The sequence below is a fragment of the Natrinema sp. H-ect4 genome (assembly GCF_041894845.1).
Classification (GTDB): Archaea; Halobacteriota; Halobacteria; order Halobacteriales; family Natrialbaceae; genus Natrinema.
Map to the genome: position 1 here is coordinate 206,670 of NZ_JBHDYC010000005.1, position 26,091 is coordinate 232,760.

23 protein-coding genes and 1 pseudogene are annotated in these 26,091 nt (G+C 64.5%); 15 read left to right on the forward strand and 9 right to left on the reverse strand.

Annotation, left to right across the window (positions count from 1 at the left end; translation table 11 throughout):
- Window positions 1–37: 37 nt before the first annotated feature.
- Window positions 38–1,930, reverse strand: a complete 1,893-nt coding sequence (locus ACEWFR_RS09155; protein WP_374060727.1) for a PrsW family intramembrane metalloprotease — start codon at window positions 1,928–1,930, stop codon at window positions 38–40.
- Complete coding sequence (locus tag ACEWFR_RS09160; protein ID WP_374060728.1) at window positions 1,927–2,844, reverse strand: ATP-binding cassette domain-containing protein; 918 nt, start codon at window positions 2,842–2,844, stop codon at window positions 1,927–1,929. The genes ACEWFR_RS09155 and ACEWFR_RS09160 overlap by 4 nt, the downstream gene beginning before the upstream one ends.
- A gap of 143 nt (window positions 2,845–2,987) precedes the next feature.
- On the opposite strand from ACEWFR_RS09160, the gene ACEWFR_RS09165 reads away from it, so the two are divergent.
- Window positions 2,988–3,410: an SRPBCC family protein gene (locus ACEWFR_RS09165; protein WP_374060729.1), complete on the forward strand. Its 423-nt coding sequence runs from the start codon at window positions 2,988–2,990 to the stop codon at window positions 3,408–3,410.
- A gap of 522 nt (window positions 3,411–3,932) precedes the next feature.
- Here the strand turns inward: ACEWFR_RS09165 and ACEWFR_RS09170 are convergent.
- Complete coding sequence (locus ACEWFR_RS09170; protein ID WP_374060730.1) at window positions 3,933–4,562, reverse strand: flavin reductase family protein; 630 nt, start codon at window positions 4,560–4,562, stop codon at window positions 3,933–3,935.
- Between the two features lie 132 nt (window positions 4,563–4,694).
- Here ACEWFR_RS09170 and ACEWFR_RS09175 point away from each other — a divergent pair, with 132 nt between their 5' ends.
- Complete coding sequence (locus ACEWFR_RS09175) at window positions 4,695–5,048, forward strand: winged helix-turn-helix transcriptional regulator (RefSeq protein ID WP_374060731.1); 354 nt, start codon at window positions 4,695–4,697, stop codon at window positions 5,046–5,048.
- A gap of 44 nt (window positions 5,049–5,092) precedes the next feature.
- On the opposite strand, the gene ACEWFR_RS09180 is transcribed toward ACEWFR_RS09175, so the two are convergent.
- Both ACEWFR_RS09180 and ACEWFR_RS09185 read right to left on the reverse strand, forming a co-directional pair.
- Entirely contained in the window at window positions 5,093–5,296 is a 204-nt protein-coding gene (locus ACEWFR_RS09180; RefSeq protein WP_374060732.1) for a TIGR00366 family protein, read from the reverse strand.
- 41 nt (window positions 5,297–5,337) lie between these two features.
- Window positions 5,338–5,694, reverse strand: a pseudogene (locus tag ACEWFR_RS09185) (TIGR00366 family protein); the annotation flags it as partial.
- 140 nt (window positions 5,695–5,834) lie between these two features.
- On the opposite strand from ACEWFR_RS09185, the gene ACEWFR_RS09190 reads away from it, so the two are divergent.
- Window positions 5,835–7,121 (forward strand): MFS transporter, encoded by a 1,287-nt coding sequence (locus ACEWFR_RS09190; protein WP_374060733.1) that lies wholly within the window; start codon window positions 5,835–5,837, stop codon window positions 7,119–7,121.
- Window positions 7,122–7,238: 117 nt separating this feature from the next.
- Here the strand turns inward: ACEWFR_RS09190 and ACEWFR_RS09195 are convergent, their stop codons facing one another.
- Both ACEWFR_RS09195 and ACEWFR_RS09200 read right to left on the reverse strand, forming a co-directional pair.
- Window positions 7,239–7,685 (reverse strand): UPF0179 family protein, encoded by a 447-nt coding sequence (locus ACEWFR_RS09195; RefSeq protein WP_374060734.1) that lies wholly within the window; start codon window positions 7,683–7,685, stop codon window positions 7,239–7,241.
- A 114-nt stretch (window positions 7,686–7,799) separates the two neighbouring features.
- Complete coding sequence (locus tag ACEWFR_RS09200; protein WP_374060735.1) at window positions 7,800–8,231, reverse strand: DUF5820 family protein; 432 nt, start codon at window positions 8,229–8,231, stop codon at window positions 7,800–7,802.
- Window positions 8,232–8,702: 471 nt separating this feature from the next.
- Between ACEWFR_RS09200 and ACEWFR_RS09205 the strand changes: the two genes are divergently transcribed.
- From ACEWFR_RS09205 to ACEWFR_RS09240, 8 genes are all read left to right on the forward strand, one after another.
- Window positions 8,703–8,930 (forward strand): hypothetical protein, encoded by a 228-nt coding sequence (locus ACEWFR_RS09205; RefSeq protein ID WP_374060736.1) that lies wholly within the window; start codon window positions 8,703–8,705, stop codon window positions 8,928–8,930.
- Window positions 8,927–10,999 carry a PrkA family serine protein kinase gene (locus tag ACEWFR_RS09210; protein ID WP_374060737.1) on the forward strand — a complete coding sequence of 691 codons (2,073 nt, stop codon included), beginning with the start codon at window positions 8,927–8,929 and terminating at the stop codon, window positions 10,997–10,999. Before ACEWFR_RS09205 ends, ACEWFR_RS09210 begins: the two co-directional genes overlap by 4 nt.
- A gap of 1 nt (window position 11,000) precedes the next feature.
- On the forward strand, window positions 11,001–13,289 hold the full coding sequence (locus ACEWFR_RS09215; RefSeq protein ID WP_374060738.1) for a PrkA family serine protein kinase: 2,289 nt from the start codon (window positions 11,001–11,003) through the stop codon (window positions 13,287–13,289).
- Window positions 13,280–14,608, forward strand: a complete 1,329-nt coding sequence (locus ACEWFR_RS09220; protein ID WP_374060739.1) for a YeaH/YhbH family protein — start codon at window positions 13,280–13,282, stop codon at window positions 14,606–14,608. The genes ACEWFR_RS09215 and ACEWFR_RS09220 overlap by 10 nt, the downstream gene beginning before the upstream one ends.
- Window positions 14,601–16,619, forward strand: coding sequence for a SpoVR family protein (locus ACEWFR_RS09225; protein ID WP_374060740.1), 2,019 nt, complete (start codon window positions 14,601–14,603; stop codon window positions 16,617–16,619). The genes ACEWFR_RS09220 and ACEWFR_RS09225 overlap by 8 nt, the downstream gene beginning before the upstream one ends.
- 189 nt (window positions 16,620–16,808) lie before the next feature.
- On the forward strand, window positions 16,809–17,834 hold the full coding sequence (locus ACEWFR_RS09230; RefSeq protein ID WP_374060741.1) for a HEAT repeat domain-containing protein: 1,026 nt from the start codon (window positions 16,809–16,811) through the stop codon (window positions 17,832–17,834).
- Window positions 17,835–17,896: 62 nt separating this feature from the next.
- Window positions 17,897–18,298: a secondary thiamine-phosphate synthase enzyme YjbQ gene (locus ACEWFR_RS09235; protein ID WP_374060742.1), complete on the forward strand. Its 402-nt coding sequence runs from the start codon at window positions 17,897–17,899 to the stop codon at window positions 18,296–18,298.
- 134 nt (window positions 18,299–18,432) lie between these two features.
- Entirely contained in the window at window positions 18,433–19,599 is a 1,167-nt protein-coding gene (locus tag ACEWFR_RS09240; RefSeq protein ID WP_374060743.1) for an MFS transporter, read from the forward strand.
- A 175-nt stretch (window positions 19,600–19,774) separates the two neighbouring features.
- On the opposite strand, the gene ACEWFR_RS09245 is transcribed toward ACEWFR_RS09240, so the two are convergent.
- Window positions 19,775–20,440, reverse strand: a complete 666-nt coding sequence (locus ACEWFR_RS09245; RefSeq protein WP_374060744.1) for a glycerophosphodiester phosphodiesterase — start codon at window positions 20,438–20,440, stop codon at window positions 19,775–19,777.
- Window positions 20,441–20,625: 185 nt separating this feature from the next.
- Between ACEWFR_RS09245 and ACEWFR_RS09250 the strand changes: the two genes are divergently transcribed.
- Both ACEWFR_RS09250 and ACEWFR_RS09255 read left to right on the forward strand, forming a co-directional pair.
- Window positions 20,626–21,072: a response regulator gene (locus ACEWFR_RS09250; protein ID WP_374060745.1), complete on the forward strand. Its 447-nt coding sequence runs from the start codon at window positions 20,626–20,628 to the stop codon at window positions 21,070–21,072.
- A gap of 76 nt (window positions 21,073–21,148) precedes the next feature.
- Window positions 21,149–21,883 carry an SDR family oxidoreductase gene (locus ACEWFR_RS09255; RefSeq protein ID WP_374060746.1) on the forward strand — a complete coding sequence of 245 codons (735 nt, stop codon included), beginning with the start codon at window positions 21,149–21,151 and terminating at the stop codon, window positions 21,881–21,883.
- A 65-nt stretch (window positions 21,884–21,948) separates the two neighbouring features.
- On the opposite strand, the gene ACEWFR_RS09260 is transcribed toward ACEWFR_RS09255, so the two are convergent.
- The gene (locus ACEWFR_RS09260) at window positions 21,949–23,301 is read right to left on the reverse strand and encodes a sodium-dependent transporter (RefSeq protein WP_374060747.1); all 1,353 of its coding nucleotides are present in this window, start codon (window positions 23,299–23,301) and stop codon (window positions 21,949–21,951) included.
- A 443-nt stretch (window positions 23,302–23,744) separates the two neighbouring features.
- On the opposite strand from ACEWFR_RS09260, the gene ACEWFR_RS09265 reads away from it, so the two are divergent.
- Window positions 23,745–25,289, forward strand: coding sequence for an acyl-CoA carboxylase subunit beta (locus ACEWFR_RS09265; protein WP_374060755.1), 1,545 nt, complete (start codon window positions 23,745–23,747; stop codon window positions 25,287–25,289).
- Window positions 25,290–25,293: 4 nt separating this feature from the next.
- Entirely contained in the window at window positions 25,294–25,662 is a 369-nt protein-coding gene (locus tag ACEWFR_RS09270; RefSeq protein ID WP_374060748.1) for a hypothetical protein, read from the forward strand.
- The last annotated feature ends 429 nt before the right edge of the window (window positions 25,663–26,091 follow it).

Below are 26,091 nucleotides of genomic sequence, written 5' to 3' on the forward strand. Positions count from 1 at the left end.
AACGCCGCCGATCTCACCGTCACCGGCGCGGTCGCGCTCACGCGACAAGGGTGATCACCCCCAGATTGTAGGCCGCGTGACCGAGGATCGCCGCGATGAGGCCGCCGACGTAGCCGAGTCGGCTGCGGCTCGCCCCGAGTGCCGAGATGACGGCTGTAACGACGTGCAAGGCGAGCGGCGCGAGAAAGACGACGGCGAGAATGAGCGGCTCGTCCGAGACGGCCGGACCGAACGCGGCGGTGCCGACCGGGAGATCGGGAAGGCCGACGAACTGGACGACGTGGGTGAGCTTCTCGCCGACGAAGAAGCCGGCCCCGGAGAGCGCGCCGAGCATTGCGGCGGTCCGCAGCGACGGCTCGAACCGCGAGCGGGCGAAGCCGGCGTAGACGTGCACGCTCTTCGCGATTTCCTCGACCGTCGCCGCGAGGACGATGATCAGCGGCACGGCGACCGTCTGGGGGACGACGAACAGCAAGGCGACCGCGAGGAGTTGACTCGCGAAAACGAACGGAATGAACAGGATCGGCAGCACGAAGACGCTCCGGCGGCCGCGGATGCGGTTCGCGATCGCGTCGACGACTTTGGCCGGGATCGGTTTCTGGGCGAACATGTCCTCCTCGCGGTAGACGCCGATCCCGAGCAGAAAGCAAACGGCCCCGCCGAGGTAGAAGGGGCCGGTCGAGAACAGGTACTCCCCGAGTCGGACCGCCTCGCCCTGGAGGTCCATCACGACCAGCGTCAGCGGCGAGATCAACGCGATGGCGTTCACGTCGGCGAAGACCGCCGGAATGAACGTGTACGTCGTCAGGAAGACGCTGATCGTGACCGTCACGAAGGTGAGTTCCTTGAACGAGCGGGCGAGCATCGCCCCGACGAACGTGGCCCCGAGGAAGAGCAGGGCGATCGGTAGCGCCGCCGCGACGGCTATCGGCCCGCCCTCGATCACCCATGAGATCGCAACGACGACGCCAACGAGCCCGAGCAGGTACGGGAGGGTCTTCCCCGCGACGATCTCGCGGCTCGAGGCCGGCGAGACGAGCAGCAGTTCGCCGCGGCGTTTGACCCGCTCGTCCATGATCGTGCTCCCGTAGGCCTGAATGACGAAGTTCATCGGGACGACGAAGAGGAACGCAAGCACGAGCGATTCGAACGGGAACGGCGGCGAAATCGAGCCGGGGCGATCCGGCGCCGTCGTCGACGTCGATCCGTCGCCGACGTTGGGAACCTGCGTTCGGCCGTCTCCGTCGTCGGTCCCGCTTCCGCCGGTGCCGTCGGTCCCGCTTTCGTCCGCCCCGGATTCGTCTCCGGTGCTCCCGTCCGTGTTTCCGCCGGTTCCGTCGCCACTTCCGCCGTTCGTTCCGTCTCCGCTATCGGTTCCGTCACCGTCCCCGGCTCCGTCACCGGCTCCGGAATCGGTTGCCCCGCCGAGATCGCGCTGCTGATACTCGATCGAGACGAGCACCGGGTACGCGGCCGCCTGGTCGGCTTCCTCGTCCATCAGCTTCCCGTTGTACGACTCGACGGACTCGCGAAACGCGTCGTAGGCGGCCGCGCCGTTGTCGCCGAGGTGGCCGATCCGACCGTCTCGAGTCACGACGACATCGACGGACGCCTCGTCTCGAACGGCGATGGTGCCGGCGGTTCCGTCACCGTCGGTCGTGACGTCCTCGAGCGAGACGGGGCGAAACTGCTCGCTGTCGACGGCAACGTCGTAGTACCGGCTATCTTCGTCGACGCCGACCGTGTAGATCTCCCGCTCGAGGCCGAGTCCCTCGTCGGCGACCGAGAACCCCGCGGTCCCGATCGCGGCCACCATCACGACGAGGATGAGCGCAGTCTTCCGATCGACGGTGCCGGCGCTCCGGGCGACCTCCCAGCGAGCGATCCGGGCCGTGCGCGAGACGATCCCGCGGAGACGGCCGGCGCTCACGTCTCGGCCTCCACCGGCTCGCTCGCCACCTCGAGGAAGATATCCTCCAGGCTCGGGGTCTTCGTCTGGATATCGGTGACGCGGCCGCCGGCCGCCTCGACGGTCTCTCGGATGGCGTCGACGGCCGTCATATCGCCGACGACGTGGCGGACCTGTCCGTTCTCGTGGCTCACGTCGATCGGCGAGCCGGCGTCAGTCAGGCCCTTGCTGCCGTCTTCGGTCGCGTAGACGTGATACTCGGTGCCGCCGTGGGCGTCACGGATCTCCTCGAGCGTGCCGCGGGCGACGATCCGGCCGTCGTTCATGATGACGATCCGGTCGCAGATGCTCTCGACGTGGAAGAGGTTGTGCGCGCTGAAGACGATCGTCTTGCCCTCGTCGCTCAGTTCCTCGGTGAACTCGATGATGTAGTTGGTCGTCAGCGGATCCAGCCCGGACGCTGGCTCGTCGAAGATCAGCACGTCGGGGTCGTTCACCAGGGCCCGCGCGATCGCGACCTTCCGCTGCATCCCCTTCGACATGTTGCCGATCTTCCTGTCGCGGTGCTCGAGGTCGAGGCGGTCCAGCGAGTCGTGGATCCGCTCGCGGGCCACGTCGCGGGGCACGTCGTAGAGATCGGCGAAGAACGCGAGGTAGTCGATCGCGGTCATCTCCTCGTAGAGCGGGGACTCCTCGGGGAGAAAGCCCAGGCGGCGCTGCATCGCGGGCTCGCCGGGGGTGTGGCCGGCGACGACGGCGGTGCCGGCGGTGGGCTCGATCAGCCCGGCCAGCATCTTCAGCGTCGTCGTCTTGCCCGCGCCGTTGGGACCGACGACGCCGAAGACTTCACCGCGCTCGATGTCGAAGGAGCTGCCCTCGACGGCGACGAAGTCGCCGTACTCCTTCCGGAGGCCGTCTACTTCGAGTATAGCCATTGGATAGCGCGACTGAGGGAGCCACCCCAGTAAAGTCTAGCGGCCAGTGACTTTCAGGTCGGCGGCACTGATCTGCCCACCGTGAGCGTGTCCGGCCTCATTTCGTGGCAATCCCCATAGGTCGGGAGCGCGTAGCGACCCCCATGACTCGAGTCAGGACGACGCGGACGCCCGACGGCCGTCGCCTCGAGGTTTCGAACGTCGTGGCCGTCCCTGCGACCGACGCCTGGGAGATTCTCGTCGACACGATGCAGTGGCCGGAGTGGTCCCCGATCGTCCGCGGCGTGGAGTCGACCGATCGCCGGGTTCGATCCGGGACGACCGGCCGGGTCAGACTCCCCGGTGTCTGGGTCCCCTTCAGGATCACGGAGTGTACGGAGCGGCGGTGGACGTGGCGCGTGACCGGGATTCCGGCCGCCGGACACCGCGTTGACGACCTCGGCAGCGATCGCTGTCGGATCGCGTTCGAACTCCCGATTCACCACGCGGGATCCGCGCCGGTCAGTCTGCGATCGCTGGAAAATATCGAAACACTGCTCGAGGACGAAGCGGCGACCGTTCGATAGAAGCGAGCTAGGTATCACTTCCGACTGGTCAACCGGTGTGCGGTGGCGCGCGCTGTCTGCGAGGCGCGACCAGCGGGAGCGCCTCGAGGGTGAACGGAGAGCAAAGCGATCCGTGAGCAGGCCGACCGAGCGTCGCGAGGCGCGAACAGTGTGAGCGCCTCGAAAAGCGAGCGGTGACCGCAGGGAACCGTGAGCACAGTGAGGGCGGCCGACAACACTGTGCGAGGGATGAAAGAGCGAACGAAGTGAGCGAATGAATCGGCTGGGGAGGGTGTGGCGATCCCGTGTTGCCACGATAGCAGGGCGCGTTGTCTCACCCAGTCCCTCCGAAACACACCGTTCCATTCACACCCTGCACCGATCAAACCGGACGCGCCGTTTGGAGCACGCTCTTCTCCGACCGTTTCCGCCTCAACTCGAGTGCATCGAACCGACCGTTCGTCTCGACGGACACGCGATTGCGGCCAGTAGCGACAGTTGCTCCTGTCTGAGAAGTGGCGGTTTCACGACACCGACCGCGGACTACGGCGGGCGCTCGAGCGAGAACCGATCGTTCGTCCGCGCGTAGTGACTTCCCGCGAGTCGGCCGACGGCGTCGATCTCTTCGACGTCGATCTTCCCGTCGGTGGTCACCGAGTCCGCGAGGTGGACGTAGCGAACCTCGCCGAGGACGAGCGTCGAGCCGCCGACGTCGACGAGGTCGTGAAGGGTACACTCAAAGGCCACCCTCGCATCGGCGACCCGCGGTGGATCGACCGCCGTCGAGTCGGCCCGCTCGAGGGCGGCGTGATCGAACTCGCTCTCGCCGGCCGGCAGCGTGGCGCTGGTTTCGTTCATGACCGCGGCGAGGTCCTCGGTCACGAGGTTGACCACGAACTCGCCGGTGTCGCGAGCGTTTCGCGGGGTGTCCTTGAGTCCCTCGGCACCGTCGACGGGCGCGAACAGCAAGACCGGCGGCTCGACCGAGGCGACGGTGAAGAAGCTGTACGGCGCAAGGTTGTCGACACCGTCCTCGCTCCGGGTGCTGACCCACGCGATCGGTCGCGGGACGACCGCACTCGAGAGGATTCGGTAGAGCGACCCGTCGGTTTCGTCGACGTCGATTTCGAGGGCGTCGGTTCCATCACCGGCGCTCGACCCGTCGTTCGTCATCGCGGTCCCTCCGTCGATCGATCTCCGGTCGGCGTCAGAGCTGTCCTCCCGCAATCTACTAACACGATGTTATCCGGTTCGGAACCGAACTACTAAAACGGTTCGCGACGTAGCCGTGACCAGATACCACCGATGTCATCCCCGCAAACGAAATCCCGCGAGACACACGACGACGCCTGTCCCGTCATCGCCTCCCTCGAGCAGATCGGCTCCCAGTGGCGGCTGGCGGTGCTCCACGAACTCTTGGACGGCGAACAGCGCTTCAACGAACTCAAGCGATCGACCGGCGCGAACGCACGGACCCTCTCGCGCGTGCTCGACGACCTCGGCGAGATGGGCTTCGTCGAACGTCGCCTCGAGGAAGACGCCCCCGTCGCCACCTTCTACAGTCTCACCGACAAGGGCGAGTCGCTGGAACCCGTCTTCGGGGAAATCGAGTGCTGGGCCGGCTCGTGGCTCGAGGACGGCGAGCTCGAGGCGGAGTAGGCGGGACCCGTTGGTTTCGAGTCATGAGGCAGAGCCTGTTCCGGTCAGTACGGGAGCAGGAACAGGATGATCGCCGCGAACACGATTGATAGCGCGGTGAGCGCGAGCGCGTACCCGCTGAAGACCGTCGCGGACGTGCCGACCGGTTCGTCGATGACGCCGAGTTCGATGAATTCGTTGCCCGCCGCGGCGAGCAAGAGGGGAGCCGAGCCGGATAATCCCCAGTGCCAGGTGAGCCCCAGTCCCATGTAGCCCGCCACGCAGAGCAGCGGATAGTGGACCGTGATCCCCTCCCGGTAGGCGCCCTCCCCATTTCTCGAGCGAAGATCGCGCCGACGACGAGGCTGAGCCCCCAGTGGATCCAGGCCAGCCCCATCGACACGACGCCGACGAGGACGATGGCCTGTCTGCTACTGTTCGGAATCGCTGCCAGCCGCCGGAGCGCGTCGTTGACTCGCGGGTGATACGCGATCACGAACTCGGTCCTGATTATTAGTACCATCTGCATCGCGAACGTGAGGAATGCCCAGAACCCGTCGTACCAGTGTTGGACCATTTCCGTCGGCCCCTGTCCCTCGAGATCATCCCGACTACGAACACGACGTAAGACAGAATGATCGCGAACAGAAACGGGCTCGGCATCCATCGTTCGACGACGTCAGCGATTCGATTTCTGAGCCGTTCGACGACGTTCCCGGTCGCCGCTGTCCTCTCTGCAGATTATATATAAGCAAACCACAAATACCGTGTTAAACATTATGTGCCGCGGCGGAAGAGTACGATCGAATGTGTCCCAACGGCGGCTCGGATCGATCCGGCAATACCGCTTGCGTGGTCGACGGAACGGAACCGACGGCCGATCGCCGCGTCTACCGCGGCTGGTACGTCGTCGCCGGCGGCTTCGTCGGTGCCTTCGTCGTCTTCGGTCTCTCCTATGCCTTCGGCGTCTTCCTCGGTCCGATGCAGCGGGACCTCGAAATTTCCCGGTCCGCCGTCTCGTTGGTCTTCTCCCTGCAGACGGTCGTCATCTACCTCTCGGCAGCGGCTCTGGGCGTTCTCGCCGACCGCTTCGGCGTCCGGCGCCTGCTGGCGTTCGGTGCGGTCACGCTCGCGATCGGTGGCGTCTGGACGAGTCAGACGGATTCGTACGCCGGGCTCCTGTTCGCCTACGGCGTCCTCACGGCGATTGGACTCGGTGTGATCTACGTGGTCTCCTACGCCACGGTTCCGCGCTGGTTCCAGCGCCGCCGCGGCCTCGCGACCGGCATCGCGACGGCCGGCCTCGGCATCGGGATGGTCGCGATGTCGCCCGCCGCGAGCGCGCTCATCGACGTCCTCGAGTGGCGGTACGCGTTCCTCGCACTCGTCGTCGCCGCGACGGTCGCCGTCGCGCTCGTGACGCCGCTGTTCGCCGACGACCCGGCCTCGAGCGATACCGACCCGGGCGACGAGTTCCCGGACGGCGTTCCAGACCGCGACCCGCCGGAGTGGCAGGCCTACCGGCGCGAGCTCGTCGCCGTCGCGACCTCGCGGCAGTTCCTGCTGGTCATGACGGGCTGGGTACTCGTCTATGCGACCCTGTACGCGGTACTCGTTCATATCGTCCCCCACACTGGTGATATCGGTCTCGGGGAGGAAACGGGTGCGGTGGCGCTCGCGACGATCGGCGGGACGACGGCGGTGGCTCGGATCGGGATCGGTGGGCTCGCGGATCGATTCGGTCGCGTTCGGACGTTCGTCGCGTGTTCGGGCGTCATGGGGGCAGCAACGCTGTCTCTCCCCTTCATCGATTCCCCGCTCGGACTCTACGGCTTCGCTGTGATCTTCGGGATCGCCTACGGGGGCAACGGCGCGCTGCTCTCGCCGCTGACGGTGGATCTGTTCGGGACGGCGAACCCCAATGCGATCTTCGGGCTTGTGTCGGTCTCCTTCGCCGTCTCGGGGCTGCTCGCTCCCTGGGCCACCGGCCTCACGTACGACCTCGTGGGAACGTACACGCCGGCCTTCGTCGGCGCGGGGATCGCCGGACTGCTCGGAGCGGGGCTCCTGGCGATTGCCGGCGCTGTGACGTGACGACCCTTGACGGGACTGGAGTGGAAAATATCGATTTCGAATCGGTGACGGAGGGGGCAGGTGAGAGTCACCGAGCGATCGATTGCGGTTCTCGAGTCGGGTGCCGCAACCGACGCGTCAGTCGTCGGTCTCGAGTTCGACTAACTCGAGCGGCCGGTCGAGATGGCAAACATCGTGTGGCGGCTCGCCGATGATCTCTCGAATGCGATACTCCTCGTCGAAGTCGACGCCGTCAGGCTCGCAGTACTCGTGGCTCGGACAGGCGACGTAGGGACAGGGACCGGGGAGGCTCGTCTTGCTACCGGCGAACGCTCCCTTGGACGTGATGTTCGCGCGCGTCGGCGCGGGTTCGACCTCGACGGCGCGAACGCCGCCGTCGTGCATGGCGCACTCGAGCGTCTGGGCGTTCTCGCGGATGGAGGTGATGCGATACTTCGTTCCGGGCTGGAGATTGAGACACTGACTGCGGTAGGGACAGCCGGCGCAGCCGTCGGCCTCGCCCTGATAGACGAACTCGGTTCCGGGCTCGGCCAGCCGGGAACCGACGAGTGTAACGGTCGACATACCCACGCGTAGTTGCCACTGGCGGTTAAGCGTCACGTCCCGGTGATCGACCGGAGTGTCACGGCGAGAGGGATTGATCGGAGTGCCAGGCGATATATTCGGACTCGAGCGCGGTCACTCCGCGCTATCGTCGCCGGTGAGGTCGTCGAGGCGGTCGAAGTACTCCTCGCGAGGGACCTGATAGAGCGATCGGTAGTCGATCTCGCCGTCGTCGAACTGGCGGGCGAGTGCAACGGTCCGTTCGAGGGCTGCCTCCCGGGTCGGAAATCGAAGTGTCTCGTTCAGCGAGACATCTGGCTCGAGATAGAGGGTGACGAACCAGTCCGCGGAGTCGGCAGTATCGGCGGGGTTGACGCCGGGGCGGCGGGTCCGCTTGCCGTGGGTGAGATACAGCGTCGGCAGACAGGGTGCCGGGAAGTCCGCGGCGTTGAAGACGTCCGGTCGGTACGCGAGGACGAGCCGGCCGTCTTCCCCCTGGCTCCAGACGGTCCAGCCGTCTGGGAGCCGCGAGCGGTCGATCCCGTCGTCCGTCTCCGAATCCGACATGGGAGTCGCTAGGACTGCCCGCCTCTAGTAGCCACCGAATCGGTGGACGGCCTCCCCGTCGACACCGGAATCAGTCGTCGATGGGCCGCCCGGCCCACCGGTTCGCCGGTCGGGAGCGACGGATCGAGCCGGCCGACAGCGGTCTATCGAACCCGTCGGGATCGTCGTGACAAACCGGCGGTAGAAGAGTGCGCGCGAGCTGACGTGGACGCTGCAGGCCGGTGATTTATCCGATAGACCGCCGAATATGGGGTGTGATACCGAGCACCAATATAGACTTCTGGCAGTATTTACCTGCAATAAACTTCTGACAAATACCTTTTGGGGCTAAGGCTAAGTACCTGGATTACTCACTCATTAAATACTATCGGTATCCGTTCGGCGGACCGATCCACTCCGCGCCCGTCCCCGGCGCATCGTCGTCCGCGGCCAGCGGGGTCACCGCACGACAGCGAGTGGAAGAGACGACACATGACACGCAATATAGCCGCCCGCGACGGAGTCGCGCTCCGCGAGAATCCGCTCGAGGAGTCCGACGAGTACGACGCGCTCACGTCGGGTGACGCGACGCGACGGATTCCGACGGTTCGACCACGAGACGGCCCGATCGGTCGAACGACGTCCGCTCACGTCGTCCGCACACGAATGGACGACTGCACTGCAGACGGGAGAACCCCGCAACTGGCAATGATACCATGACCGGTGACATCGAGACACTCGAGCAGCTCAGTACGGATTATCAGGAATCGATGCCCGCAGACCTGCGGGAAACCAAGTCCTTCGACTGGTACCTCGAGGCGGTGTACGAGGACCCGAAGATTGCCCGCAACGCCCACCAGCGCGTCGCGGATATGTTCGACTACTACGGCACCACCTACGACGAAACTGAGGGGGTAGTCGAGTACCAACTGGCGAGCGAGGACCCGCTGGGTGGCGGTGAGAACACGTTCTACGGAAAGATCATCCACCAGTCGATCCACGAGTTCGTGAACAAGGTCAAATCGGGTGCTCGACGCCTCGGTCCCGAGCGCCGGATCAAGCTCCTCCTCGGCCCGGTCGGCTCCGGGAAGTCCCACTTCGACAAGCAGGTCCGCAGGTACTTCGAGGACTACACGCTTCGCGACGACGGGCGGATGTACACCTTCAAGTGGACCAACCTCTGTGACGTGATTCAGGACCAGGACCCGGCCGACGACACCGTCCGGTCACCGATGAACCAGGATCCGCTTGTCTTGCTCCCCGTCGAGCAGCGCCAGCGGGTCATCGACGACCTCAACGAGAACCTCGATGCGCCGTACACGATCCAGAACGAGCAGGCGCTGGACCCCGAAAGCGAGTTCTACATAGATCGGCTGCTGGCGTACTACGACGATGACCTCCAGCAGGTCCTCGAGAACCACATCGAGATCGTCCGCTTCGTCGCCGACGAGAACAAGCGCCAGGGCCTCGAGACGTTCGAGCCCAAGGACAAGAAGAACCAGGACGAGACGGAGCTGACGGGAGACGTCAACTACTCCAAGATCGCTATCTACGGCGAGAGCGACCCGCGCGCGTTCGATTACTCGGGTGCCTTCTGTAACGCCAACCGCGGCATCTTCTCCGGTGAAGAGCTGCTCAAACTTCAGCGGGAGTTCCTCTATGACTTCCTCCACGCGACCCAGGAGCAGACGATCAAGCCCAAGAACAACCCGCGAATCGACATCGACCAGGTGATCGTGGGTCGTACCAACATGCCCGAGTACAAGGACAAGAAGGGCGACGAGAAGATGGAGGCCTTCAACGACCGCACCAAGCGGATCGACTTCCCGTACGTCCTCAGCTACGAGGACGAGGCCAACATCTACGACAAGATGCTGAGCAACGCCGATGTCCCCGACATCAACGTCGAGCCCCACACCCTCGAGATGGCGGGCCTCTTCGGCGTCCTCACGCGCATCGAGGAGCCCGACACCGAAACCGTCGAGTTGCTCTCGAAAGCCAAGGCCTACAACGGCGAGATCGACGAGGGCGACGACATCGACATCAAGAAGCTCCGCGAAGAGGCCGAGGCGACGGCCGAAATCGGCGAGGGCATGGTCGGCGTCTCTCCCCGGTTCATCGGCGACGAGATCGCCGAGGCGATCATGGACTCCAAACACCGCCAGCGCGGCTTCCTCTCGCCGCTGACGGTGTTTAACTTCTTCGAGGAGAACCTCGAGCACCACGGCTCGATTCCGGAGGACAACTTCGAGAAGTACTACCGCTACCTCGAGACCGTGCGCGAAGAGTACAAGGAGCGGGCCATCGAGGACGTCCGCCACGCGCTGGCCTACGACCTCGACGAGATCCAGCGCCAGGGCGAGAAGTACATGGATCACGTGATGGCCTACATCGACGACGACACCATCGAGGACGAACTCACGGGCCGCGAGCAAGAGCCCGACGAGACGTTCCTGCGAAGCGTCGAGGAGAAACTCGACATTCCCGAAGACAGGAAGGAGGACTTCCGGCAGGAGGTCTCGAACTGGGTCTCCCGCCGTGCGCGCGAAGGTGAAGCGTTCAACCCGCAGGACAACGAGCGCCTGCGCCGCGCGCTCGAGCGCAAGCTCTGGGAGGACAAGAAGCACAACATCAACTTCTCCGCGCTGGTGAGCGCCAACGAGTTCGACGACGACGAGCGCTCCGCGTGGATCGACGCGCTGATGGAACAGGGCTACTCCGAGGGCGGGGCCAAGGAGGTGCTCGAGTTCGCCGGCGCGGAGGTCGCCAAAGCAGAGATGGAAGAGTAACATGGCACGAGGAACCGACTACGTCAGCGACGCTGACCGCGCCCTCGAGGAGACCTACGAGGAGCCGATGCACCTCGCGGCGTACGTCGACCGCATCTTCGAGAACCCCTCGATCGCCTCCCACGCCTCGAAGTACCTACTCGAGGCGATCGAGGCAGCAGGCACCCGGACCGTCGTCGAGGAGGGCGAGGAGAAGGAGCGTTACCGCTTCTTCGACGATCCGCACAACGACGGCGAGCACGCGATCCTCGGCAACACCGAGGTGCTCAACGGGTTCGTCGACGATCTGCGGTCGATCGCCGCCGGTCGGGCGAAAGACGAGAAGATCATCTGGTTCGAGGGACCCACGGCGACCGGAAAATCGGAACTCAAGCGGTGTCTGGTCAACGGGCTGCGCGAGTACTCGAAGACGCCGGACGGCCGCCGCTACACCGTCGAGTGGAACATCTCGACCGCCGACGCCGGCGAGCGCGGCCTGAGCTACGGCGGCGACGCCAGCGCCGGAGACGAACAGAACTGGTACGAGAGCCCGGTGCAGGCCCACCCACTGTCGGTGTTCCCCGAGAACGTCCGCGAGGACCTGCTCGAGCGACTCAACGCGGAACTCGACGATCACGTTCCCGTGCAGGTCGACGCGCAACTCGACCCGTTCTCCCGGGAGGCGTACGACTTCCTCGAGGAGCGCTACCGCCGGGAGGGCGAGGAGGAACTGTTCTCGGCGATCACGGACGAGGACCACCTCCGCGTGAAGAACTACGTCGTCGACGTGGGCCAGGGCGTCGGCGTCCTCCACTCGGAAGACGACGGTCCGCCCAAGGAGCGCCTCGTCGGCTCGTGGATGCACGGCATGCTCCAGGAACTGGACTCGCGGGGCCGGAAGAACCCGCAGGCCTTCAGCTACGACGGCGTGCTCTCGCAGGGCAATAGCGTCCTCACCATCGTCGAGGATGCCGCTCAGCACGCCGATCTCCTCCAGAAACTGCTGAACGTCCCCGACGAGCAGTCGGTGAAGCTCGACAAGGGGATCGGGATGGACGTCGACTCCCAGCTGCTGATCATCTCCAACCCCGATCTGGAGGCCCAGCTCAACCAGCACTCGGATCGCAACGGCATGGACCCGCTGAAGGCCCTGAAGCGCCGGCTGGACAAACACCGCTTTGGCTACCTGACGAACCTGAGCCTCGAGACGGAGCTGATCCGCCGCGAGCTGACCAACGAGACCTCGGTCTGGGAGGCCGAGAGCTACGACGAACTCGAGGATCGGATCCGCGCGCCGGTGACGGTGACGGTCAAAGGACAGGACGGCCGCACACGACCCCAGGAGTTCGCACCCCACGCAATCGAGGCGGCCGCGCTGTACGCGGTCGTCACGCGACTGGACGAGGAGAACCTCCCGAACGGGCTCGATCTGGTCGACAAGGCCCGGATCTACGATCAGGGCTACCTCCAGGAGGGGGACACTCGTCGGGAGAAAGACGAGTTCGACTTCGACGACGACGGCAACGACGGCGACCACGGGATTCCGGTCACGTACACGCGGGACACGCTCGCCGAACTGCTCCAGGCGGACCTCGAGCGCCACCACGCGGAGCTGCCGGTCGAGGACGTCGTCATGCCCCGCGACGTGTTGAACGCCATGGTCGAGGGGCTGGCCGACGCGCCGGTCTTCTCGACTGGCGAGCGCTCGGAGTTCGAGAACCGCGTCGTCCCTGTGAAGAACTACATCTACGACCAGCAGGAGTCGGACGTCATCGAGGCCATCATGCACGACAAACGCGTCGACGAGGAGACCGTCGCCGAGTACGTCGAACACGTCTACGCCTGGGAGACCGAGGAGCCGCTGTACAACGACCGCGGCGAGCGCGTCGAGCCCGACCCGCTGACGATGAAGCTCTTCGAGATCGAGCACCTCGGTCGGTTCTCCGAGTCCGAATACGAGGGGAACCTCCCCCGCGAAAGCGTCCGGAACTTCAGACGCGAGAAGGTCATCACCTCCCTGAACCGCCACGCCTGGGAGCACCGCAACGAGGACTTCTCCGTCGAGGACGTCGACCTCACGGCGATCCCGGTGATCAAGACCGTCCTCGAGAGCCACGACTGGGACGACGTCGAGCGGACCTTCGAGGACTTCGACCCGCGACAGTGGAGCGATCCGCCCGGCGGGACCGAGACAGAAGCGGTCAAGGAGAGCACGATCGCGACGATGGTCGACCTCTTCGGTTACACCGAGGCGTCGGCCGAACTGACCAGCAGACACGTCATGGGACAGGTGAGCTACAGATGGGACTGAGAGACGACCTCGATCGATTCCGCGAAGTCGGCGAGGAGCGCCGCGAGGACCTCGCTGACTTCATCCAGTACGGTGACCTCGGCCAGAGCCGGCCCGGCGAGATTAACATTCCGGTGAAGATCGTCTCGCTGCCGGAGTTCGAGTACGACCAGCACGACAAGGGCGGCGTCGGACAGGGCGAGGACGGCACGCCCGACACCGGCCAGCCGGTCGGCCAGCCCCAGCCACAACCGGGCGACGACGACGGCGAGGACGGCGATCCCGGCGAGGAGGGCGGCGACCACGAGTACTACGAGATGGACCCCGAGGAGTTCGCCGAAGAGCTCGACGAGGAGCTTGGCCTCGACCTCGATCCGAAGGGAAAGAAAGTCGTCGAGGAAAAGGAAGGCCCGTTCACCGACCTCACCCGCTCCGGTCCGAACAGCACGCTCGACTTCGAGCGGATGTTCAAGGAGGGGCTCAAGCGCAAGCTCGCGATGGACTTCGACGAAGAGTTCCTGCAGGAGCTGTGCAAGGTCGAGGGGATCGAGCCGCGCGACGTCTTCGAGTGGGCCCGCGGCGAGAGCCTGCCGGTGTCGATGGCGTGGGTCGAAGAGGCCTACAGCAACATCCCCGAGGAGGAACGCGGCAAATGGACCTCGATCGAGGAGGTTGAAAACGAGGTCGAGCGCGAGAGCGTCCAGCAGAAGATCCGCCGCGAGGGGATCCAACACGTCCCCTTCCGCCGCGAGGACGAGCGCTACCGCCACCCCGAGATCATCGAGGAGAAAGAAAAGAACGTCGTGGTCGTCAACATCCGCGACGTCTCCGGCTCGATGCGCGAGAAAAAGCGCGAACTCGTCGAGCGGACCTTTACCCCGCTGGACTGGTACCTGCAGGGGAAGTACGACAACGCCGAGTTCGTCTACATCGCCCACGACGCCGACGCCTGGGAGGTCGAGCGCGACGAGTTCTTCGGCATCCGGAGCGGCGGCGGCACGAAGATCTCGAGCGCATACGAACTCGCCAACCAGCTGCTCGAGGAGTACCCCTGGAGCGACTGGAACCGGTACGTCTTCGCGGCCGGCGACTCGGAGAACTCCTCGAACGACACCGGCGAGCGCGTGATCCCCCTGATGGAGCAGATCCCGGCGAACCTCCACGCCTACGTGGAGACCCAGCCCAGCGGGAACGCGATCAACGCCACCCACGCAGAGGAGCTCGAGCGCCACTTCGGTACCGACGCCGAGGATGTCGCGGTGGCGTACGTCAACGACGAGGCGGACGTGACCGACGCGATCTACGAGATCCTCTCCACGGAGAGTGATGACAATGAGTAATTCGGACAGATTCCGCAAACAGGCGATCGCCAGCGATCTCGAGGAACCGGTCGAGGAGGCCAGAAACCTGGCCGAGAAACTCGGCCTCGAGCCCTACCCGGTGAAGTACTGGATCATCGACTACGACGAGATGAACGAGCTCATCGCGTACGGCGGGTTTCAGAGCCGCTATCCGCACTGGCGGTGGGGCATGCAGTACGATAAGCAACAAAAGCAGGGCCAGTACGGCGGCGGGAAGGCCTTCGAGATCGTCAACAACGACAACCCGGCTCACGCGTTCCTGCAGGAGTCGAACACGATCGCCGACCAGAAGGCGGTCATCACCCACGTCGAAGCCCACTCGGACTTCTTCGCGAACAACGACTGGTTCGGCATGTTCACCAGCGGCCGCGCCGATAAGGATCAGGTCAACGCCGCGGCCATGCTTGAGCGCCACGCGCGAGCCATCGACGAGTACATGTCCGATCCCGACATCGACCGCGCCGAGGTCGAGAAGTGGATCGATCACTGCTTGAGCCTCGAGGACAACATCGACCAGCATCAGGTGTTCAGCCGCCGGCTCGACATCGACGGGCCGGCCCACGAGGAACTCGACGAGGACCTAGCCGAGAAGTTAGATGAACTCGAGCTCTCCGACGAGATCAAAGGCGAGGTGTTCGACGAGGCATGGGTCGAGAAGCTCGAGGGCGAGGACGTCGCGGTGAACTTCCCCGAGGAGCCACAGAAGGACGTGCTGGCGTTCGTCCGCGAGCACGGCAAGCAGTACGACGCGGACGCCGGCCGGGGCGTCGAGATGACGGAGTGGCAACGCGACATCCTCGATATGATGCGTGCGGAGGCGTACTACTTCGCCGCCCAGAAGATGACGAAGGTGATGAACGAGGGGTGGGCCGCCTACTGGGAGTCGACGATGATGACCGACGAGGCCTTCGCCGGCGACGACGAGTTCCTCAACTACGCCGACCACATGGCCAAAGTCCTGGCGTCGGGCGGCCTCAACCCCTACAGCCTCGGAATGGAGCTCTGGGAGTACGTCGAGAACACGACCAACCGACGGGAGGTCCTCGAGGCTCTCCTGCGTGTCGAGGGCGTCTCCTGGCGGAACCTCACCGAGGTCGTCGACTTCGACGAGGTTCTCGACGGCCTCGAGCCGCCGGCGGCTATCGAGACGATTACGCCCGCGACGCTGGACTCGCTCGAGGCGGTGCCCGACGAGTGGGTCGACCGCGAGGCGCTCGAGCGGGCGCGAGACGGTGAGATCGACGTGTCGAAATACCCCTGGAAGGTGTTGACATACGAGGGCGTCGCTCGCCGACACTACTCGCTGGTCAAGCGCCAGAACCGCGGCTTCCTCGCGCGGGTCACGCAGAATGAACTCGAGCGGATCGGCCGCTACCTGTTCGACGACGCCCGCTATTCGTCGGTCGCAGAGGCACTCGAAGATGTCGACTTCGCTGCCGGCTGGGATCGGCTGTTCGACGTGCGGGAGAGCCACAACGACGTGACCTTCCTCGACGAGTTCCTGACCCAGGAGTTCATCACGGAGAACAACTACTTCACCTACGAGCACTCGCAGGCGACCGGGCAGTTCCACGTCGCCAGTGACGCCGCAGAAGACGTCAAGAAGAAGCTCCTCCTGCAGTTCACCAACTTCGGGAAGCCGACGATCGCGGTCTACGACGGCAACTACAATAACGCGAACGAACTCCTGCTGGGCCACCAGTACAATGGCGTTATGCTCGATCTGGGGCAGGCCAAGGAGACCCTCAAGCGGATCTTCGAGCTGTGGGGGCGGCCGGTGAACCTGTTGACGATCGTCAAGGAGATCGACGAGCACGACATCGAGGTCGCCAAGCGAAGGAATCGTGAGCCCGAACCCGAAGAGCAGGGCAAACTGATCCGGTACAACGGCGAGACGATGACGACAGAGGACGTGCCGTGGGAGGAGGTCGAACATCTCGCGGCCGACGACGTCGACTACGACACCAAGCCCGAGGAGTGGCTCGCCTAGGGACGCTCGATGCCCGTTTCGTGACTCGAGCGACCGATACGTCGAGCCCGAACGACCTGTGTTCGGTCTCGAGCGCCGATAGTTCAAATCCGAGAAACCCGTAATTCGACGCTGTACCGCCCGAACAAAGGCTATTTCCCCGCCATTCGGCCAGAATGCTTTTATAGACCATCTCCAATGCAGGAGACGATGGATGGGGAATGGGGTGAGGCCGTCGAGCCTCGGGGCCGGGGGGCCGCCGGGATCGACCTCCCGTCGGTACTTGCACAACTCGACGAGCAGGAACCGGCCGAACAACGGGCCGCAGTCCGCCGAATCCGCACTGCGATCGACGAGCGCAGCCAGGCGGCAGCGTACGTCCCGACGGTTCCGAAGCTCCGGGCGCTGCTCGAGCGGCCAGCGATCGATTTTCGCGACGATATCGCCGCCTGTCTCGCCGATCTGGCAGCCCAAGCGCCGACCGATGTCGCGCCGTCAACCGGATCGATCGTCGCCGTCGCCGTTGGGAACGCCGACGAGCCGATGGTGGAGGACCTACTCCGGTGTCTCGCCACCGTCGCGGCCGAGCGGCCGGACGTGCTGGTCGAGCACGCGGCAGCGATCACCGAGGTGCTCGAGCGGCGAAACGGCTCCGATCGGTGGGGGATTCGTATACTCGCACACGTCTCCCGGGAGGACCCGACCGCGATCGAACCGGCCGCATCGGTTCTTATCGATGCGCTGGCGGCGGACCCGGTCGAAAACGGGCCGCCCGCGCTCCGAGCGCTCGGTCGACTGGCGCGCTCCGACGCCGCGTTGCCCTCCCTCGAGTTCGTCGCACAGGCCGCCGCGCTCGCGGATCACGACGACGCGTCGTTGCGATACGACGCGATCGGCTGTCTCGGCGACGTGGCCCGCCGCGATCCCACCGCGGTCGAGCCGGTGTGCGCCGAACTCGGGGCGGCGCTGTCCTGCGACGATCCTGACACTCGCGCGATCGCGGCGGTCGCGGTCAGCCGCGTCGTCGCCGGCGTCGAAACCGCCGTCGACCCGGTTCGCGGCCAGTTACTCGAGTTACTCGCGGACGACTACCCGCACGTGCGGGCGAACGCCTGCGTCGCGCTCGGTCACGGTCGCGTCGACGCGGCCGCCCCGTATCTGCGAACCCTCGCGAGCGAGGACCCGGCTCCGAACGTGCGTGACCGGGCCGCGTGGGCCACGCGGCAACTTTCGTAAGGGCCTGTCGTTCGTCGGTGCGGACCGAAACGCAATCTATCCTCGCGGTCGACCACTCGCGCATGGGGTTTTCCGTCGAAACCGAGTCGCGGCTGACGACCGTTGACGTGACCGAGCGCATCGCGGCGGCCGTTCCTGACGACCTCGAGTCGGGGACCTGTACGGCCTTCGTCGAGCACACGACGGCCGGCCTCGTCGTCCAGGAAAACGAATCGCGGCTTCGCGGCGACCTCGAGTCGTTCCTGCGGGATCTCGTTCCGGACGAGGGGCATGCACACGACGAACTGGACGGCAATGCGGACTCGCATCTGCGGGCCGCGCTGATCAGTCCGGACGTGACGGTTCCAGTCGAGGACGGGGAGTTAGCGCTGGGGACGTGGCAGTCGGTGTTGTTCGTGGAGTGCGACGGCCCGCGAACGCGGACGGTGTCAGTGACGACCGTCGGCGACTATAGTAGCCACTGAAACGAATTACACACTAATCGCAACGTCGTTATGCGATTAGGTGTGCAGTGACGTTCAGTGGCTACTATCGAGAGAGCGACTCGATCGATCTCCCCGTCGATAGTACTTAATACACCTCTGACTATATCAAAACTGTGACAAAGGGCGGCCGGAGACTCGTTTCACAGATAACGATCTGGCACGTTGCGGCCAGTATTTGCTACTATGCCGTCTATGCCGGAACGCCGTTCTTCCGGGATACCTTCTCGCTCAGTGGAACGACCGTCGGATTCGTCATCACGGCTCTGACGCTCGGATACGCTGTCTTTCTCCTCCCCATCGGGGTTCTCACCGATCGGTTCGGCGAACACCGAACGCTGACGATTGGCTTGGTTGGACTCGCAGTTGGCGCGGTTCTTATCGCGGTCGCGCCGACCTACGGGCTGTTACTCGTCGCAGCGTTTCTCCTCGGGTCGATGTACGGCACCGCGACACCGGGGACCAATAAAGCGATCTTCGACAACGTCGAACCCGCGTGGCAGCACCGAGCGATCGGAATCAAGCAGATCGGGCCGACCATCGGAAGCGCGATCAGCGCCGTTCTAGTAACGGGGCTGGTCGGTGTCGCCGTCTGGCAAACGGGATTTCTCGTCGCTGCAGCCGTCGGCGTCGCTGTCGCCGCGTTCTTTTATCTCACGTATTCGGGCACCAGTGGGGCCGCAGCGACGTACCCGGATTTTCGAGGGCTAGCGACGAATCGATCCTACCTGCTTCTCACGGCCGCAGGAATCTGTATCGGAGCGGGGTTTTACACGACGACCGGGTACACGATCCTCTACGTCGAGGAATCCGTCGGCGCGACAGTTGCGACCGGTGGAATCGTGCTGGCGATGGTGCAAGTGTCCAGCAGCGTCGGGAAAATCGTTGCGGGCTGGTTCGCTGACACCCTCCCGGGGAATTCACGCGGTACAACGCTTTCGATTCTGCTCGTTCAGACCGTCGGTGGCGGCGTTCTCTTTTTCGTTGTTCCGGTCATCGAGACGCCGTTCGGGGCAGGTATCGTCTTTTCAGTGCTCGGCGTCTTCGCGCTCGGTTCGACGGGGCTGTATTATTCCTGTCTCTCGACCGTCGTCGCCGACGACGAGATCGGGGCCGCCTCGGCCGCCGGTCAGCTCGCGGCCACCGTCGGTGGACTCTTCGCACCACCAGTGTTCGGCTACCTGATCGATACGGTCGGCTACAACGCGGGTTGGCTGTTTCTCGGCGGCCTCTCGTTCCTCGCAACCGTAATCGTGGCGGGCGTCGTCGTGACATCTCGATGATCGCGCTATTCGTCGTAACTGGACTTCTCGAGCCTCGGCGGTCGGCCGGTCGTTCTGCGCTACCGTTCGAAACCACCGCTCTCGCAGTCGAGATCGCTCGTCGAACGACCGGCCCGCGAGCGGGCCGTCCGTGCTATCGATTCCTCGCGACGCGTCGATCGCCCGTCTCGAGCGGTCACACGTCGATCGGTCGATCCGCCGCAACGTACTCGACGCCGCGGCGGGCGAGCAATTTCGCCACCGCTCGTCGTTCGATCGTCCACGCGTGGACCTCGAGTCCCACCGCCGTCGCTCGCGGCACGACGCGTGTCGCCAGACAGCGCCAGTAGCTCGCCCCGATGACGTCGCAGTCGAGTTCGACCGCCGTGGTGATCGGCGTCTCGAGGTGCCGACTGACGAGGAGCCCGATCGGTTGACACGGATCGCGGTCGCGAACCGTCCGGAGTTCGGAAACCAGAAACGAGGTGAGGACGACGCGATTGGGGAGGGCCGCGTCCTCGAGAGCAACGAGGACGTCCGCGGCGATGCCGGATTCTTTGAGTTCGATGTGGGCCTCGACGGTCGGCGGGAGGGCCTCGAGCATCGCCGCGAGGGTCGGAATTCCGTCGCCGGAGCCGTGCACCGAGCGAGCGGAGAGGTCCGCGAGGGCGGCGTCCGCGACGGTCCCGGTGCCGTCGGTGACGCGGTCGATCGTCTCGTCGTGGACGACGACGAGTTCGTCGGAGCCACAGCGTCGCACGTCGAACTCGACGGCGTCGGCGCGGTCGGCCGCGGCTCGAACGGCACTAATCGTATTCTCGGGAGCGGTCGCAGCGAACCCTCGATGCGCGATGAGCCGCATACGGCGATCCATCGAGACTCGGCGACGTTATTCTACCGACGCCTCGCACTCGCCCCGTCGAACCGACCGTCGCCGAACGAGTCCCAAATTGTGTAGCAAATAGCCTTAACGGGATACCTTGACAAGGTGAAGAAGATCACTACATTGCATGAATCGGACATTTATATGCCAACTCTAACGGTACTATGAGCGGTCAACGCGACGAGCCGATCGACGTGCTCCTCGTCGAGGACGACGACGATGACATCCGTCTCGCCCGCGAGGCGTTCGCCGGGTTGGCGATCGAGTCCTCGATTCGCGTCATTGGCGACGGCGCGGAAGCGCTCTCGCTCCTCACCGGCCGCGACGGCGAGCCGCCGGTCGTTCCGGACCTCATCCTGTTGGATCTGGACCTGCCGCAGATGGACGGTCTCGAGTTCCTCGAGGCGGTGACGGCCGAGCCCGAACTCGCACGGCTCCCCGTGCTCGTGTTGACGCGATCGACGAACCTGTCGGACGTTCGCGCGAGCTACGACCTCGCGGCCAACGCGTACCTCACGAAGCCGACGGAGCCGACGGAGTACGCCGAGATGGCGGACGCGATCGCCGAGTTCTGGTTCCGCCGAGCGGCCCTGCCGACGGGCCATTCGTAACGGCGGCCCGGTACCCGCCGCCGGATGATCGTCAACGCCCCCACCTTTGATGCGAGCGGACCGCACACTGTTCGGTATGTCCGTCCAAACCGAGTTCGACGTCGACTTCGACGGAACCGTTGCGGTGATCACCGGTGCCAGCGGCGCGCTCGGCAGCGCTGCCGTCGATCGCTTCCTCGAGGCGGGCGCGACGGTCTGTGCCGTGGACGTGATCGCGCCGGACGACGAGGACAGCCTGCTCGAGCGCGACCCCGACGGAGAATCCGACCTCGCGTTCTACGAGGCCGACCTGACCGACGAGGACGACGTGGCTGCACTGATGGAATCCGTCGCCGACGACCACGGCCGGATCGATCACCTGCTGAACATCGCCGGAACGTGGCGCGGCGGCGATCACGTTGAGGACACCGATCTCGAGGAGTTCGACCTCCTGCTGGACGTCAACCTGAAGACGGCGTTTCTCGCGTCGAAACACGCCCTGCCCCACCTCCAGGACTCGACGGGATCGATCGTCAGTATCAGCGCACGGTCCTCGCTCGAGGGCGGGGAGGGGGATGGCCCTTACCGGATCACGAAGGCCGGCATTCGGCTGCTGACGGAGACGCTCGCCGAGGAGAATCGCGGGACGGTGCGGGCGAACTGCGTCATGCCGAGCGTGATCGACACGCCGATGAACCGGGAGATGATGCCCGACGCTGACCACGACTCGTGGGTCGATCCGCTCGAGATTGCGGACGTGATGGCCTTCCTCTGTAGCGACGGCGCGGCGGTGACGAGCGGGGCAGCCGTGCCGGTCTACGGCGAGGCCTGAGACCGACTCGAAGCGGGCTCAAAAAATGCGGTGGTGGTTGATTCGAGGCGAGTGTCGGTGACCGGTCAGAGATTCGCACTCAGCCAGTCGGAGAAGGGGCCAGTGAGGAACCCGTAGTAGTCCCACGCGTTCAGCGCGACCAGGGCAACCAGCGCGACGACGACCGGAATCCGGATGAACCAGAGCCACGCGACACCCAGCGATCCGACGTCTTTGATCCCTTTGCCGATTTCATCGAGCGCGAGGTCGGGAACGACCCAGCCCACGAAGATCGAAAGCAAGAGGCCACCGAGCATGAGTAAGATGCTGTTCGCGAAGCCGTCGTAAAGGTCGACGAAGATGAGGTCGAGCGCGGCCGGAACTCCCACGAGGAAAATGGCTACGCCCAGCGCGACAGTCGCGGGAACCCGGCCGAAGCCGCGTTCGTCGATCAGATAGGAGACGACGACTTCCATGATACTGATCGCACTCGAGAGCGCGGCGATGGCGACGGTAGCGAAGAAGATCGCGCCGAGGATGCCGCCGAACGGCAGTTCGGCGAACGCAGCGGCGAGGCTCACGAAGATGAGCGCCGGGCCGGACGCTCCGGGCTCGATTCCCGCGGCGAACAGGATTGGGAACGCGATCATCCCGGCGGTGAAGGCGATGAAGGTGTCGAGGCCGGCGATGATACCGGCGTCCGATGCGAGGTTTCGGTCCTCCCCGAGGTAGGACGCGTAAGTAATCATCACGCCCATCCCGAGCGAGAGCGTAAAGAAGGCCTGTGCAGCGGCCGCTGGGAGAATCGTCGTCCAGTTGGCCGCGATAGTGCTGAATTCCGGCGAGAGATAGTACGCGTACGCGTCAGCGGCTCCGTCGAGCGTGAAGACGTAGGCGGCGAGTCCGATCGAGATGACGATGATGGCCGGAACCATCACCTTGACCGAGAGTTCGATCCCGCGTTCGATTCCAAGCGCAACGATTCCGATGACGGCTGCCATGAAAATCGCGTGCAGGACGACGGCGTCGAGACCGCTCGCGACTTCGCCGAACTGTGCGGGCGCAGCATCAGCGGTGTACTCTCCCTGAAGTCCCAGCAGGACGTACCGAATCGTCCAGCCGGCAACGACGCTGTAGTACGAGAGGATGACGAAGCCGGCCGTGACGAAGACCCAGCCGATTTTCGTCCACGCGCCGCTGCCGATCCGTTTTAGTGCGCCGACGGGGTTCCGTTCCGTATTTCGGCCGACGACAAACTCAACGAGGATTACCGGAAAGCCGATCCCGACGATCAACAGGAGATAAATAAACAGGAACGCTGCACCGCCCTGTTCACCCACCTGATAGGGGAACCGCCAGATGTTTCCTAATCCCACCGCGCTCCCGACCGCAGCGAGGATGAAGCCTGTTCTCGTTGCCCATGATTCCCGTTGTGCCATAGTTGAGACGACAGTCTCTACCCCTTAAAACCTTACATTTGGAGACTATATCCACTCTTTTCCCATATTACACATTTTTGCCACTATCCATTGTGGAATTTACTATGTTGTTGTCGAGCGTCAATTACCGTCTCCGCGTTTGAAGCCGCGTGACCGTCCGATGTCCGTCGGCACTGCTACCGATTGCGATGAGAGAAGTTACCGGGGCGGGAGCTTCGAAGTGCCGCTCGAGGCGACTATCGTAGCCACTGAAAGCTACTGTACACCGCCACGATTCAACCGGAACTCACCGCTCCGCTGTCTTTCGACCGAACTGACTCGAGACCGTGCGGTATGAGAACGGTCGAACCCTCATGGGAAATAATACGAGTTACAGAACGTTTTTTATTCAGGTGACCGTTGCCCCGGGCAATGAGTCGACACGGGAGGGTTCACCTATGACGATGGAAGATCGTATCGAGGAACTCGAAGAACTCCGCGAAGAGGCCCGCAAGGGCGGTGGCGAGGCGCGAATCGAAAAGCAACACGACAAGGGGAAGATGACCGCCCGCGAGCGGATCGACTACTTCCTCGACGAGGGAACCTTTACGGAGTTCGACCAGCTCCGGACCCACCAGACGAGCCAGTTCGGGATGGAAGAGAAGAAGGTGCCCGGCGACGGCGTCGTCACGGGCTATGGCGAGGTCAACGGCCGGACCACGTTCGTCTTCGCCCACGACTTCACCGTCTTCGGCGGCTCGCTCGGCGAGGTCTTCGCCGAGAAGGTCTGTAAGGTCATGGACATGGCGATGGAGGTCGGCGCACCGGTCATCGGACTCAACGACTCCGCCGGGGCTCGCATTCAGGAGGGTGTCAAGAGCCTCGCGGGCTACACCGAAATCTTCCGCCGAAACCAGGAGGCCAGCGGCGTCATCCCACAGATTTCGGCGACGATGGGGCCGTGTGCCGGCGGCGCGGTCTACTCCCCGGCGATCACGGACTTCATCTTCATGGTCAAGGACACCAGCCACATGTACATCACCGGGCCCGGGGTCACCAAGACCGTCACCGGCGAGGAGGTCTCCCACGAGGAACTCGGCGGTGCGATGACCCACTCCAACAAGACCGGTGTCGCCCAGTTCGCCTGCGAGACCGAGGAGCAGGCGCTCGACGATATCAAACGGCTCCTCTCCTATCTCCCGCAGAACAACGTTGAGGACCCGCCGCGCGTCGAACCGTGGGACGACCCGGACCGCCGCGACGACCAGCTCAAAGACATCGTTCCGCCGAGTCCCCAGAAGCCCTACGACATGACCGACGTCATCGACAGCGTCGTCGACGAGGGCTCGTTCTTCGAGGTTGCGGACAACTTCGCGAAGAACATCGTCGTCGGCTTCGGCCGATTGGACGGGCGCTCGGTCGGCCTCGTCGCAAACCAGCCCCGCGTCAACGCCGGCACGCTGACCGTCGACGCCTCGATGAAGGGCTCGCGGTTCATCCGCTTCTGTGACTCCTTTAACATCCCGATCGTCACCTTCGTCGACGTCCCCGGCTACATGCCCGGCACCGATCAGGAACACCGCGGGATCATCCGTCACGGTGCAAAGCTTCTCTACGCGTACGCGGAAGCGACCGTCCCGCTGCTGACCGTCATCACCCGGAAAGCCTACGGCGGTGCCTACTGCGTCATGGCCTCGAAGAACCTCGGCGCGGACGTCAACTACGCCTGGCCGACCGCTGAGATCGCGGTCATGGGTCCACAGGGTGCAGTCAACATCCTCTACCGCGAGGAACTCGCCGAAGCCGACAACCCCGACGAACTCCGCGACGAGCTCATCGACGAGTACCGCGAGGAGTTCGCCAACCCCTACACCGCGACGGACAAGGGCTTCCTCGACGACGTCATCGTCCCCACGGAAACCCGACCGCGGCTCATCGACGACCTCGAGATGCTCGAGACCAAACGCGAGCAAAACCCCGACAAGAAACACGGCAACATCCCGCTGTAGCCAGATGACTACCAGCCAACAGACGACGACCAACGACGGCGGACGGGCCGAGGGCGACGGGCACACCGCAGCGACGGCCGACAGCGACGATTCGACGGGGCTCGAAGCGGCGCTGCCCGCAGACGTTTCCCTCGACCTGCCGGACGATGCAGCAGCGGACGAGGCCGCGGCCATCGCGGCCGCCATCGGTGCGCATCTCCACGATCACGCGCTCGCGGCCGCCGCAGCGGCGGCTGATGGCGAAGAAACGTGGGACGACAGGCGCTGGGCGTTCGCCGGTCGGGTTCGCGCACAGCAACACCGCACCGTTCGCGTCCCGCGCGACGCGCCGACCGACCCGTGGTCGGCCGCGGGCCGAACGAAACAGTTCTGAACGCGCTCGATCCACTCGTTTTCGGATCGTGCTCCTCCGTGACGAGGCATCCGAGTGACTACGAGCGGACGAACACTCGAGCTGAGAGCGATCCGTGGACTCGAGCGAGCGAAACGAGAGGCGCTGTTGGAATACTCTTCTTCAGATACGTTTTGCCATGAGAGACAGGCTTGCTACTTGGTCGGAACGTTCTATCCGGACCGGTCACCCGAGTGCGGTGGCGCGCGCTGTGCCGTGGCGAACGACAGTGAGCCGCGGCCCGAAACTGCGCGAGGTCGTCGCGAGTAGTGCTGGACCGCCGGTCCCGCATACCGTGCGAACGGCCGCGAAGCGGCCGTGAGCAGACGGGACGAGCGACTGCTTGGAAGACGCTTGCGTCTTCCAGTGGATGAGCGAACGCTAGTGAGCGGTAGCGCGGAACCGGCGGTT